This window comes from Streptomyces apocyni (genome assembly GCF_009739465.1).
Classification (GTDB): Bacteria; Actinomycetota; Actinomycetes; order Streptomycetales; family Streptomycetaceae; genus Streptomyces; species Streptomyces apocyni.
In genome coordinates this window covers 51,818-64,237 of the sequence record NZ_WHOM01000044.1, presented here as the reverse complement: position 1 = coordinate 64,237, position 12,420 = coordinate 51,818, and the positions used below count along the sequence as shown (strand labels likewise).

Here is a 12,420-nt window from a genome sequence, read left to right as displayed (position 1 = left end):
GCATCCCGGCCCCATGACTGAGGGGCCCGTACGGAATCCGTACGGGCCCCTCAGTCATGGGGTCAGGCGGTCAGTGAGAGGTCACTCGGCGGCGCCGCCGTAGCTCTTCTCCATCTCGTCCAGGATCATGCCCGCGCCCGTGTAGCCGATGCCGAGCATCCACAGGTTGTCGTCGACCTTGTAGGTCTTCTTGTTCTTCACCGCGTCCAGCTTCTTCCACAGCGGACCACCGGTGGTCTGGGTCTCCTTGGCCTTCTTCGGGTCCCCGTAGGTCGAGTAGAAGACGACGTCGGCGTTGGCCTTGTCGATCTGCTCGGGGCTGACGTCGAGCGAGAAGCCGTCGGTGTCCTGGTTCGCCGGACGGCCGACCTGAAGGTCCTTCAGGATGGAGCCGACGAACGTGTCGTTGAGGTAGAGGCGGGTGTCCGCGCCCTCGATGAAGCGGACGAAGCCGACCTTGGTCTTCTTCGCCTCGGCCGGTCCGCCGAGCGCGTCGGTCAGCCGCTTGATGTGCGCCTCGTAGTCGGAAACGACCTTCTTGGCCTCGTTCTTCTGGCCGAGCGCGTCGGCGTGCAGGTCGAAGTTCTTGCGCCAGGTCGGGCCGGTGGTCTCGGAGAAGACGGTCGGGGCAATGGCCGACAGCGACTTGTAGTGCTTCTCGTAGCGGACCTTGCTGCCGAGGATCAGGTCCGGCTTCAGCGCGTTGATCGCCTCGAGGTTCGGCTCGCCGATCACGCCGATCGGCTTGATGCCCTTGAGCTTGTCCTCGGGAAGGTACGTGGAGAAGGGCGCCTCCTCCACGACGGTGGAGGCCCCGACCGGAGTGACACCAAGGGTGACGGCCGAGTCGAGCGCGTCGGTGTCGAGCACGACGACACGCTTGGGGCTGTCCGGGACCTTAACGTCCCCCATGGCGTCCCGCACGGTGTGCGTGGCGGCGTCGCTCGTCTTGTCCTTGTTGTCCTTGGAGGACTTGCTGGACGTGTCGCTGTCGCCCCCGCCACAGGCGGTGAGGGTGACGGCGGCAGCGGCGGCGAGAGCGACGAACGTCGCGGACCGGGTGCGGGAACTGGACATCTAGGGAAAGACCTCTCCTGGCGGTGGCCCGAATTTCACCCCGGACCGTAAGTAAGGTGAGGCTAACCTTGACGTGCGCTGGGGGCAAGTGAGGTGTGGCCCAGTGGAATGGCGGGGCTGGCGTGGTGTCGGGACGCGTGGGGGAGCGGCCGGGGCAACGTGGCGCGTTCCCGGCGTTGTTGCTTGCGCGGCGGGCCCGCGCGACTGGACGATACGCCCGCCGACACCGGCGTCCCGCCCGGGGCGCTGGCCGTAGCGGCGCAGCGCAAGAGGGGTACCGTATGCCCGACATCGCCCACTGGTGGGCGCGGCTCACCGCCACCCAGGCGCCGGGCGCGGTGATCCTGATTCGCCTCTACGCCGGGGCGGTGTTCCTGTCCGAGGGCATCCAGAAGTTCCTGTATCCCGACCGGCTCGGCACCGGCCGTTTCGACCTGGCCGGTATCCCCGCCCCTGGCTTCTTCGCGCCGCTCGACGGGGTCCTGGAGATCGCCTGTGGCCTGCTGCTCCTGGCCGGTCTGCTGACCCGTGTGGCCGCCGCCGTAATGGTCGTCAACATGATCGGTGCGCTGGCCATCACCAAGCTGCCCATCCTGTGGGGCGACGCGCCGCTGTTCGCCGACGCGAGCGGTTGGTGGGACTTCGCCCATGCCTCGCGTACCGACGTCGCCCAACTGTGCGGCGGTCTCTTCCTGCTCACGGTCGGGGCTGGCCCGCACTCGCTCGACGCGCGCCTCGCCCGCCACGCCGGGCTCGAAGCGGCCACGCGCCCCTGACGTGGGGCCGGTTGGGTGGAGGTGAGCCGGTCAGGACAGGAGGGGCCCGTCAGGAGGGCCAGTCAGGAGAGCGTACGGATAATCTCCCGTACCCGGACGGCGACGCTCTCGGGCAGCGGTGCGTAGTGGATGGAGGGAAGGAGCTTCTGCCCCTCCTCGCCCGCCGTGTAACTGAGGAACGACTTCAGCGCGGGCAGCGTCATGGGATCGTTGCCCCGGTCGCAGACGATCTCGTACGCGACCAGCGCGATCGGGTAGGCACCGTCGGCGCTCGTGCCGTAGTCCAGCTTGAGGCTCAAGTCCTTTCCCTCGCCCACCACTTCGGCCGCCGCGATACCGACCGATGCGGTCTCCGGGCTGGCCTCGACCGGCTCGGCGGCGCCGGTGTCGATCCGTACCGTGGGAATCTTCCCGGCCTCGGCGAAGGACAACTCGAAGTAGCCGAGGGACCCGGGGGTCGACTTCACCTCGGCCACCACACCGTCGGAACCGTTGCCCGAATGGCCGCCCCTGGCCTGCCACGCCTTGTCCGCGGCGTACGGCCACTCCCGTGGTGCCGCCTCGGCGAGGTAGGCGTTGAGGTTCTGCGTCGTGCCCGACTCGTCGGAGCGGTGAACCGCCCGGATCTCGCTGCCGGGCAGCTCGGCACCGGGGTTCAGCTTCCGAATCGCCGGGTCGTCCCACCGCGTGATCCGGGAGTCGTAGATTTTCGCCAGCGTCGGGGCATCCAGGACCAGATCGGACACGTCCGGCAGGTTGTAGCCGATGGCCACCGGACCGCCCACCATGGGCAGGTCAATGGCCCGGCCACCGGGACAGACCTTCCTGGACCACTCCACATCGTCCGGCTTCAACGCGCCGTCAGTGCCCCCGAACGCCGTGGCACCCCGCAGGAACTGGGCCACCCCGGCCCCTGACCCGATCGGACGGTACGCGATCCGCACCCCCGGACACGCCCGCTGGTACTCCTTGATCCAGTGCTTCACCGCGTTCTGCTGGGCGGTAGACCCCGATCCGGCCACTCTGCCGCTCTCGGCGCACTCGATCCGCGCTGGAGCCGGAGCCGACTGCCGGGCGTCAACGCGGCCTTCGGGGGCATCGCGCACCTCGCGGGAGAACAGCAGCACACCCCCGATCGCCAGTGTCGCCGCGGTCGCGCCCGCGGCCATGGGCAGGACGAAGGAGCGGGACTTCCGTCGATGCTGCACCTTGATTCCCCATCTGATGGTCTGCTCAAGGGATTCAGATGATCGACGACGCGGGTCGCCTCAGGGCGAACCCCGGACGAACACCGGGCGTCAGCCTCGCCGTACGGGAGTGAACTCCGTGGCCAGCAGCATGCGCTGAAGCTCACGGGCCGCACGCGGCGGGGCCACATCGCTGCGGTGGGCCAGGGCGATAGTGCGGTGCAGCCCGGGTTCCGCCAGCGGCGTGACCCGCAGTCCGTGCCCCGCGCGGGTGGCGACCATATGCGGGACCACAGCGACCCCGAGCCCGGCGCGTACGAAGCCCAGTACCGCGTCCAGTTCGCCGCCCTCCACGGCGAAGTCCGGCTCGAACCCGGCCGCGCGGCAGGCCGTGACCGTCAGCTCCCGCAGGTCGTAGCCGTGCCGGAACATCACAAGACGCTCGCCCGCCAGCGCGGAGATCTCCAGCGGTGTGGCACCGCCGCCCGGCGCGGGCACCTGCGGCGCCGACACCACCACCAGGTCCTCGCGCAGCAGTGGGACAGCGCTCAACGCGGGTGCCGGGCTGGGCAGCGGCAGCGCGATGAGGGCCAGGTCCAGCGCGCCGCGGGCGAGATGGCGGACCAGATCGTGCGAGCCACCCTCATTGATCAGCAGCCGGATGCCTGGATGGAGGTCGTGGAAGGCGCGCAGTACGTCCGGCAGCAGTCCGGTGCACAGGCTGGGCGTGGCGCCCAGCCGCACCCGGCCGCGGCGCAGCTGCGCCACCTCGGCGACCTCCTGGCGCGCGGTGTCCGTGTCGGCGAGGATGCGCCGGGCCAGCGGCAGCAGGGTCTGACCCGCGTCGGTGAGGGTGATGTTGCCCCGAGCGCGACTGAACAGATCCGTGCCCAGCTCCCGCTCCAGCGCCCGGATCTGCTGCGACAGCGAGGGCTGGGCGACATGCATCCGCTCGGCGGCGCGGGTGAAGTGCCGGGTCTCGGCGACGGCCACGAAGTAGCGAAGCTGCTGGAACTGCATACCGCCACTCTAGCCCCGTCAATAGGTTCAGCCTATGGATTTAAGCCAGACTATGTCTTGGACCTCTGAGGGCGGGCGCCCCTAGCGTCTCCTCTATGGCTCTGGGAACGCGGACGGACCGACGGCCGTCCATGGCGCGCATCATCTGGGACTCGTCCGTCGGCAAGAAGACCGTGATGGCCGTCAGCGGACTGGTCATGCTGCTCTATCTGGTCGCCCACATGCTGGGCAACCTCAAGATCTTCTTCGGGGCCGACGAGTTCAACGGCTACGCCCACTGGCTGCGCACCCTCGGCGAGCCCGCCCTGCACTACGAGTGGGCGCTGTGGGGCGTACGCGTGGGGCTGCTGGCCGCCGTCGTCCTGCACGCGGTGTCCGCGTACCAGCTCAGTCGGCGCGACATCAAGGCGCGCCCCAGCACGTACGTCCACAAGCGGCTCCGCACCAGCTACGCGACCCGCACCATGCGCTGGGGCGGCGTCATCCTCGGCCTGTTCATCGTGTGGCACCTGCTGGACCTCACCACCCTGACCGTCAACGAGAACGCCCAGCCAGGCCACCCGTACGAGAACGTCCTCGCCACCTTCGGCACCTGGTACGGCAACGCCATCTACCTCGTCGCAGTGCTCGCCCTCGGATTCCACATCCGGCACGGCTTCTGGAGCGCCGCCCAGACCCTCGGCGTGGGCAGCGCCACCCGTGACCGCGCCCTCAAGGCGGCGGCGACCGCCCTGGCGCTCGCGCTGACCGTGGGATTCGCCTCCGTACCCGTAGCCGTCATGACCGGATGGGTGAGCTGACATGGCCCCTGACCTCACGCACACCTCCTCGTACACCTCGTACGCCACCGGCGAGCCGATCGCCGACACCAAGGCCCCCACCGGACCGATCGCGCAGCGCTGGGACACCCGCCGCTTCGAGGCGAAGCTGGTCAACCCGGCCAACCGGCGCGGGCACACCGTGATCGTGGTCGGCACCGGGCTCGCGGGCGGCGCCGCCGGCGCCACCCTGGCCGAACAGGGCTACCACGTCGTGCAGTTCTGCTACCAGGACTCGCCCCGCCGCGCCCACTCGATCGCCGCCCAGGGCGGCATCAACGCCGCCAAGAACTACCGCAACGACGGCGACTCCGTGCACCGCCTCTTCTACGACACCGTCAAGGGCGGCGACTTCCGGGCCCGCGAGTCCAACGTCCACCGCCTGGCGCAGATCTCCGTCGAGATCATCGACCAGTGCGTGGCCCAGGGCGTGCCCTTCGCCCGCGAGTACGGCGGCCTGCTGGACACCCGCTCCTTCGGCGGCGTCCAGGTCTCGCGTACCTTCTACGCGCGCGGCCAGACCGGCCAGCAACTGCTCCTCGGCGCCTACCAGGCCCTGTCCCGGCAGATCGCGGCCGGAAACGTCGAGATGCGTCCCCGTACCGAGATGCTCGATCTGATCGTCGTGGACGGCGCCGCGCGCGGCATCGTCGCCCGCGACCTGATCACGGGACGGATCGAAACTCACTTCGCGGACGCCGTCGTCCTGGCCACCGGCGGCTACGGCAACGTCTTCTACCTGTCGACCAACGCCATGAACTCCAACGCCACCGCCGTCTGGCGGGCCCACCGGCGCGGCGCCCACTTCGCCAACCCCTGCTTCACCCAGATCCACCCCACCTGCATTCCGCGCACCGGCGACCACCAGTCCAAGCTGACCCTGATGAGCGAGTCGCTGCGCAACGACGGCCGGATCTGGGTCCCCAAAGCGCAGGGCGACACCCGCCCGCCGGACGAGATCCCCGAGGCCGAACGCGACTACTACCTGGAGCGGATCTACCCCGCCTTCGGCAACCTGGTGCCGCGCGACATCGCGTCCCGCGCCGCGAAGAACGTCTGCGACGAGGGCAGGGGAGTGGGCCCCGGCGGCCAGGGCGTCTACCTCGACTTCGCCGACGCCATCACGCGCATGGGCCGCGCCAAGGTCGAGGAGAAGTACGGCAACCTCTTCGATATGTACGAGCGGATCACCGCCGAGAACCCGTACGAGGTGCCGATGCGGATCTACCCCGCCGTGCACTACACGATGGGCGGCCTCTGGGTCGACTACGACCTGCAGACCACCATCCCCGGGCTGTTCGCGATCGGCGAGGCCAACTTCTCCGACCACGGCGCCAACCGCCTCGGCGCCTCCGCGCTGATGCAGGGCCTCGCCGACGGCTACTTCGTGCTGCCCGCCACCATCAACGACTACCTGGCCCGCCACCCGCACACCGCCCCCGCCGACAGCCTGGACGCCGACCACCCCGCCGTACACGAGGCCCTCACCGCCACCCGGGACCGCCTGGCCCGCCTGCTGGCCGTCGACGGCGACCGCACCCCGGACTCCTTCCACCGCGAACTGGGCGAACTGATGTGGGAGTTCTGCGGTATGGCCCGCACCGACACCGGACTCCGCAAGGCCCTGGAACGCATCCCGCAGCTCCGCGACGAGTTCTGGCGCCGCATCAAGGTCCCCGGCACCGGCGAGGAGCTCAATCAGTCCCTGGAGAAGGCCAATCGCGTCGTCGACTACCTGGAGCTCGCCGAGCTGATGTGCCTGGACGCCCTGCACCGGGCCGAGTCCTGCGGCGGCCACTTCCGTGAGGAGTCGCAGACCCCCGACGGCGAGGCAGCCCGCCAGGACGACACCTTCTCCTACGCCGCGGCCTGGGAGTTCACCGCAACCGGCGAGGCCCCCGTCCTGCACAAGGAACACCTCGACTTCGCCTACGTCCACCCCACTCAGCGGAGCTACGCATGAGGCTCACCCTGCGCGTCTGGCGCCAGCGCCACACCGACGCCGACGGCACGATGTCCACGTACGAGGTGGACGGCATCTCCCCGGACATGTCCTTCCTGGAAATGCTCGACACCCTCAACGAGGACCTCATCCTGCGCGGCGAGGACCCCGTCGCCTTCGACCACGACTGCCGCGAAGGCATCTGCGGCGCCTGCTCGTTGGTCATCAACGGCGACGCCCACGGCCCCGAACGCACCACCACCTGCCAGCTCCACATGCGGTCCTTCAAGGACGGCGACACCATCGACATCGAACCCTGGCGCGCCGCGGCCTTCCCCGTGGTCAAGGACCTGGTGGTGGACCGCTCGTCCTTCGACCGCATCATCCAGGCGGGCGGCTACATCAGCGTCCCCACCGGGTCCGCCCCCGAGGCACACGCGACGCCGGTCCCCAAGCCGGACGCCGACTTCGCCTTCGAGCACGCCGAGTGCATCGGATGCGGCGCCTGCGTGGCGGCCTGCCCCAACGGCTCCGCGATGCTCTTCACCTCGGCGAAGGTCAACCACCTCAATGTCCTGCCCCAGGGCGCACCCGAGCGCGAGACCCGGGTCCTGGACATGGTGGGCCAGATGGACGCGGAGGGCTTTGGCGGCTGCACCCTCGCGGGCGAGTGCGCCACGGCGTGCCCCAAGGGCATCCCGCTGCCGTCGATCGCGGCCATGAACCGCGAGTGGCTACGGGCCACCCGCCACAGCCGCCGCGGATGAACCCCGGTCCACCGCAAGTATTCCGAACGCCTGGGCTCGGACGCAAATGCGTCCGAGCCCAGGCGTTTGTGTAGCACTTTCTCGCTGGGCGGGAGAGCGGAAATCGGGGGCTTTCTCGCCCCGCGAGAAAGCAATGCAATTTCTTGACAACCTCTCGTCCCGGCGCCACATAATTCTTGCACCGACGGCGAACAGGGGAATGTCTTGACCTGTACTGCGACATCCTGTCCGAACGCGGGAGCCCGACCAACGCCGCCCACCTGGGAACTTGAGGCCGAGCGGGTCGCCCTGCTGTCCGAACGGGAGGCTGAGGTGTTCGAGCTGCTCGGTGAGGGCAGTTCGAACCGCGCTATAGCCAGGCGCCTCAATGTGACCGAGCGCACTGTCAAGTTCCATATGGCCCGTGTGCTGAGTAAATTGTGTGTTGAATCGAGGTTGCAGGCAGGTCTCGTCGCGCACGTTCATCGACACCTGTACCAAGGGACAGTCCCCCATCGCAGAATCTCGGCATAGCGTATTCACGTGAACGGCCCGAGATTCGGCTCTGTGTTTACGGAAATGACACGGTGACAGAGGGAGCGCCTTATGAAGCAGCCACTCAACCCGATCGACGAAGTCTTCCTCTCCCAGGGCCGTGACCCCGGCCCGATCCTGGGCCAGTTCATACGGTTCCGCGGGAACCCGCCGTCACTGGACGTGCTCCACAAGCACCTGGCGGACCGGCTGCCCGACCTCTCCCGGCTGACTCACCGGCCGGTGACCGACCAGGGGCGGATGTTCCGCACTCCCAGCCCGGACTTCGACCTCCGTGACCACCTGGCGGAGCGGGAGCTCCCCGCCGGGACCTCGCTGGACGAGGCGCTCACCGCCGTGGTGCGCCACCCGCTCCCCAGGGACGGCCCGCCTTGGTCCCTGGAGCTGGTCCACGGATACGAGACCGGGGAGTACGCCGTGTGCTACCGCGTCCACCACGCACTGGAGGACGGGCTGGGCGCTGTCCATGTCGTCGCCACGCTGTTCGGAGACGGTCCGCAGACCGTCTCCGCCCGAAAGGGCGAGCAGCCGATCGGACCCTTTCCCTCGTGCGAGCGGGGTGGACCGCTCTTCCCCGCTGGCGCCTCGGAGTTACTGCGCGGCACGCTGAGCGTGAGTACGTTGCTGGCGCGCGGGCTGCTGCCCGTACGGCCCTGGCCCAGGGCGCCCCGGCCCGATGCCGCGCAGCTGGCCACCTGCAGTGTGAGCGCGACCCGGCAGGAACTGGGCACGCTGGGACGGAAGTTCGGCGGCACGGTCAATGACGCGTTCTTGATGGCGCTGCGTGGTGCGCTGGCCGACTGGAGCACGGAAGGGAAAGCCCGGGACATCCGTTCGGTGTTCCAGGCCTCGCCCGTCCCGGTCCGGATGCCGCTGAGCACCCGGGACGTAGGTGAGGGTGAGGCCGTCGGCAACCATCTCGCCACCGCGGTCGTCACCCTCCCGGCCCGCGAAGCCACCTCGGCGCTGGCCTTCGGGCAACTCGTCGAAAACACCCACCGGATGCGCTCCAACGGTCTGCGCCCCGCCAGCCGGGTGCTGGTCAGACTCCTGCCGTCCGCCGTGACCCGGTGGACGGTGCGGCGGCTGCTCAATCCGCGCGCCGCACCGCTCTACGCCTCCAGCTACACCCTGCCGAACTCCCTTTCCCTGCACGGTGATCCGGTCGTGGACGTGGTCCCGCTCGGAGTGCTCCTGCCGGGTAACGCCCTTTCCGTGACCTTGTTGTCCTGCGGATCGCGGGTCCGGGTGAGCTTCCTCTACGACCGAAGGGTCCCTGGCGCGGAACGGCTGGCCGTTCTCTGGCGCGGAGCCCTGGACGAGCTACTCCTGCTCTAGAGCCTGTCGTTCGGTCGTCCCGTCCACACCCTTTGGAGGAACTTCATGCCCAGCCGGTCCAGTTCCCGCGGACACCCGGTATGGACGCTGGTCGTGACCGGCCTCGCGGTCTTCATGGCAGCCCTGGACAACCTCGTCGTCATCACGGCGCTGCCCGCCATCCAGGAATCCCTCAACACCAGCCTGCAGGACCTGGAATGGACGGTGAACTCCTACACCCTGTTCTTCGCGGTCTTCCTCATGGCGGGCGCGGCGGCCGGTGACCGTTTCGGCAGGCGCCGGATGTTCGTGGTGGGACTCGTGGTGTTCACTGGCGCCTCGGCCGCGTGCGCACTGTCCGACAGCTCACAGCAGCTGATCGTCGCCCGCGCGGTACAGGGGCTCGGCGCGGCCATGGTCATGCCGCTGACCCTGACACTGCTCACGGTCGCGGTGCCGCCTCGCCGCCGAGGCATCGCGCTCGGTATCTGGGGCGCGTTGAGCGGACTCGCCGTGGCGCTGGGCCCGCTGATCGGCGGAGCCGTCGTGGAGAAGATCTCCTGGGAGTGGATCTTCTGGGTCAATGTGCCGATCGGCGTCGTCGTCCTGCTGCTGAGCCTGTGGAAGCTGGCCGAGAGCAAGCACCCCGACAGCGCACTCGACCCGGTCGGCACGCTCCTTGGATGCGTCGGCATGTTCGGCGTGGTCTTCGCCCTCGTACGGACCACGGAACACGGCTGGACCAGCGGCGCGGTGCTCAGTCCCCTGGTCGGCGGGGTGGTGGGACTCGTGGCCTTCGTCGGCTGGGAGATCCGTACGCGCCGTCCGATGCTGCCGATGCGGCTGTTCCGCAACCGCGCGTTCAGCGCCGTCAACGCCGCCAGCCTGCTGATGTTCGCCGCCATGTTCGGACTGGTGTTCCTGCTGACCCAGTTCATGCAGCTGATCCAGGGATTCAGCCCGCTGGAGGCCGGGGTCAGGATGCTGCCGTGGACGGCGATGCCCGTAGTGGTCGCTCCGCTCGCCGCCCTGTTGACCCCGAGGTTCGGCAACCGGGTGGTGGTGGCCGCCGGCCTCCTCTTCGAGGCCGTGGGGCTCGGCTGGCTCGCCGCGGTGGCCAGCGTGGACACCCAGTACGTGGACCAGATTCCCGGCTTGGTGCTGGGCGGCGTGGGGCTCGGACTGTTCTTCGCTCCGGTGGCCGAGATGGCGATGGCGGTTGTCGCCCCGGCCGACCAGGGCATCGTGTCCGGGGCGAACAACACCTTCCGGGAACTCGGCGGCGTACTCGGTGTGGCGGTCCTGACATCGGTGTTCACCGCACAGGGCGGCTACGCCTCCCCGCAGCAGTTCGTGGACGGCCTGGTCCCCGCCTCCTGGCTCGGCGCCGCGCTCGCCGCTCTCGGCTGCCTCGCGATCCTCGCCGCACCACGGCGGTCAAAGGAACCCCGCGCCGTCACGGTCGAACACGCGATCCCGGACACCGAGTCCGTCGCCCAGGACAGCACGCTGCAGCGATCGCACCGCTGAACACGTCACGGAACATCCATCAGATCGTCCAGGGAGGCGATATGTACGACGCGATCGTCGTGGGCGCACGGATCAGCGGTGCTGCCACAGCGATGCTGCTGTCGAAGGCGGGATATCGAGTCCTGCTGCTCGACCGGGCCGTATTCCCGGGTGGCAAGGCGGCGGCGACCAACCTGCTCCATCCACCAGGCATCCTCCGGCTCAAACGCTGGGGGCTGCTCGATCAGATGGCGGCCACGGGCTGTCCGCCGATCCGGGAGTACGGTCTGCGGAGCGGGCCGGTGGAACTCATGGCCGAACTGCCCGTCGTCGACGGCGTGGGTGAGGCCTACTCCCCAGAGCGCGGCAAGCTGGACCAGATCCTGCTCGACGCGGCCGTCAAGGCCGGTGCGGAACTGCGCGAGGGTGTCTCGGTCCGCGAGTTGATCACCGAAGACGGCACCGTCACCGGCGTACGAGGGGAGGCCGAGGGCCGCACTCCGGTCGTCGAGCACGCCCGTGTCGTCGTGGGCGCGGACGGCTCCAACTCCACGCTGGCCCGCCTGCTCGGGGCCGAGAAGTACGACTCCCACCCCGTACTCAACAAGAGCCACTGGTCCTACTGGGAAGGACTGCCGCACGACGGCCGCGTACGCACCTATCGCCACGCGCACCAGCACGCGTTCACCTGGCCGACCCACGACGGCCTGACCATCGTGGGGGTGGCGCTGCCCGTACGCGACTTCAAGGCGTCGAGCGACGAGGACCGCGACCGTACCGTGATCTCCGCGTTCGCCAAGGTCGACCCGGAACGGGCCCAGCTCCTGCGGGAGACCAAGCGCGTCGACCGCTGGATGACGGGATCGGTCCCCAACTTCCTGCGCCGTTCCCACGGGCCGGGCTGGGCCCTGGTCGGAGACGCGGGATACACCCGGGACCCGATCACCGCGGCCGGGATCACCGACGCGCTGCGCGGGGCCGAACTGCTCGCGGAGTGCATCGATACGGGTCTGGCCGGGCGCACCCCGCTGCCCGAGGCGCTGGCGCGCTACGGCCGACGGCGCGATGCCCTGGTCACCGGCCACTTCCGCTACACGCGTGAGCACGCGACCATCGCCAACCACACACGCGAGGAGCTCGCATTCATCCGGGCCATGACCCGCAGCCCTACGCACGGTCGTGACATGGTCGGCATGTTCGCCACGATGATCGACCCCGCGCAGTTCTACGCCCCGGCCAGCATCCACGCACTGCTGCGCTACATGGAGCCGGGGACCGACCCCGGGTGGAAGCTGCGCATGGTGCGGTCACTCATCCATGGAGCCCCCCGGCGCATTCCAGGGGCGACCCGGCTCGCTGATCAGCTGATCGCCAAGAACCTCGGCCCCATGGGCGAGTACCTGGTCTGACCGGCCGTCCACACCCCCTTCCCTCACTCATCCCCCTCCCTTCACTCATCCCGCTTCACGACGG

Annotated in this window: 11 protein-coding genes; 8 read left to right on the top strand and 3 right to left on the bottom strand. The window is 69.1% G+C overall.

The window, feature by feature from the left end:
- Positions 1–81: 81 nt before the first annotated feature.
- Positions 82–1,077: an ABC transporter substrate-binding protein gene (locus GCN81_RS09395; RefSeq protein WP_156723612.1), complete on the bottom strand. Its 996-nt coding sequence runs from the start codon at positions 1,075–1,077 to the stop codon at positions 82–84.
- Positions 1,078–1,358: 281 nt separating this feature from the next.
- Here GCN81_RS09395 and GCN81_RS09390 point away from each other — a divergent pair, with 281 nt between their 5' ends.
- On the top strand, positions 1,359–1,853 hold the full coding sequence (locus GCN81_RS09390; protein ID WP_156723610.1) for a DoxX family protein: 495 nt from the start codon (positions 1,359–1,361) through the stop codon (positions 1,851–1,853).
- A 62-nt stretch (positions 1,854–1,915) separates the two neighbouring features.
- Here GCN81_RS09390 and pstS read toward each other — a convergent pair whose 3' ends face one another.
- Together pstS and GCN81_RS09380 are read right to left on the bottom strand one after the other, a co-directional pair.
- Positions 1,916–3,067, bottom strand: a complete 1,152-nt coding sequence (gene pstS, locus GCN81_RS09385; RefSeq protein WP_407697957.1) for a phosphate ABC transporter substrate-binding protein PstS — start codon at positions 3,065–3,067, stop codon at positions 1,916–1,918.
- Positions 3,068–3,151: 84 nt separating this feature from the next.
- Positions 3,152–4,060: a LysR family transcriptional regulator gene (locus tag GCN81_RS09380; RefSeq protein ID WP_156723608.1), complete on the bottom strand. Its 909-nt coding sequence runs from the start codon at positions 4,058–4,060 to the stop codon at positions 3,152–3,154.
- Positions 4,061–4,155: 95 nt separating this feature from the next.
- Here GCN81_RS09380 and GCN81_RS09375 point away from each other — a divergent pair, with 95 nt between their 5' ends.
- The 7 genes from GCN81_RS09375 (at position 4,156) to GCN81_RS09345 (ending at position 12,356) form a co-directional block, all read left to right on the top strand.
- Complete coding sequence (locus tag GCN81_RS09375; protein WP_156723606.1) at positions 4,156–4,860, top strand: succinate dehydrogenase; 705 nt, start codon at positions 4,156–4,158, stop codon at positions 4,858–4,860.
- Position 4,861: 1 nt separating this feature from the next.
- On the top strand, positions 4,862–6,841 hold the full coding sequence (locus tag GCN81_RS09370; RefSeq protein ID WP_156723604.1) for a fumarate reductase/succinate dehydrogenase flavoprotein subunit: 1,980 nt from the start codon (positions 4,862–4,864) through the stop codon (positions 6,839–6,841).
- Positions 6,838–7,587: a succinate dehydrogenase/fumarate reductase iron-sulfur subunit gene (locus tag GCN81_RS09365; RefSeq protein ID WP_156723602.1), complete on the top strand. Its 750-nt coding sequence runs from the start codon at positions 6,838–6,840 to the stop codon at positions 7,585–7,587. The genes GCN81_RS09370 and GCN81_RS09365 overlap by 4 nt, the downstream gene beginning before the upstream one ends.
- A gap of 204 nt (positions 7,588–7,791) precedes the next feature.
- The gene (locus GCN81_RS32960; protein ID WP_156723600.1) at positions 7,792–8,100 is read left to right on the top strand and encodes a response regulator transcription factor; all 309 of its coding nucleotides are present in this window, start codon (positions 7,792–7,794) and stop codon (positions 8,098–8,100) included.
- 72 nt (positions 8,101–8,172) lie between these two features.
- Positions 8,173–9,459 (top strand): wax ester/triacylglycerol synthase domain-containing protein, encoded by a 1,287-nt coding sequence (locus GCN81_RS09355; protein ID WP_156723598.1) that lies wholly within the window; start codon positions 8,173–8,175, stop codon positions 9,457–9,459.
- 45 nt (positions 9,460–9,504) lie between these two features.
- Positions 9,505–10,968 (top strand): MFS transporter, encoded by a 1,464-nt coding sequence (locus GCN81_RS09350; RefSeq protein WP_156723596.1) that lies wholly within the window; start codon positions 9,505–9,507, stop codon positions 10,966–10,968.
- A gap of 41 nt (positions 10,969–11,009) precedes the next feature.
- On the top strand, positions 11,010–12,356 hold the full coding sequence (locus GCN81_RS09345; RefSeq protein ID WP_156723594.1) for an NAD(P)/FAD-dependent oxidoreductase: 1,347 nt from the start codon (positions 11,010–11,012) through the stop codon (positions 12,354–12,356).
- The last annotated feature ends 64 nt before the right edge of the window (positions 12,357–12,420 follow it).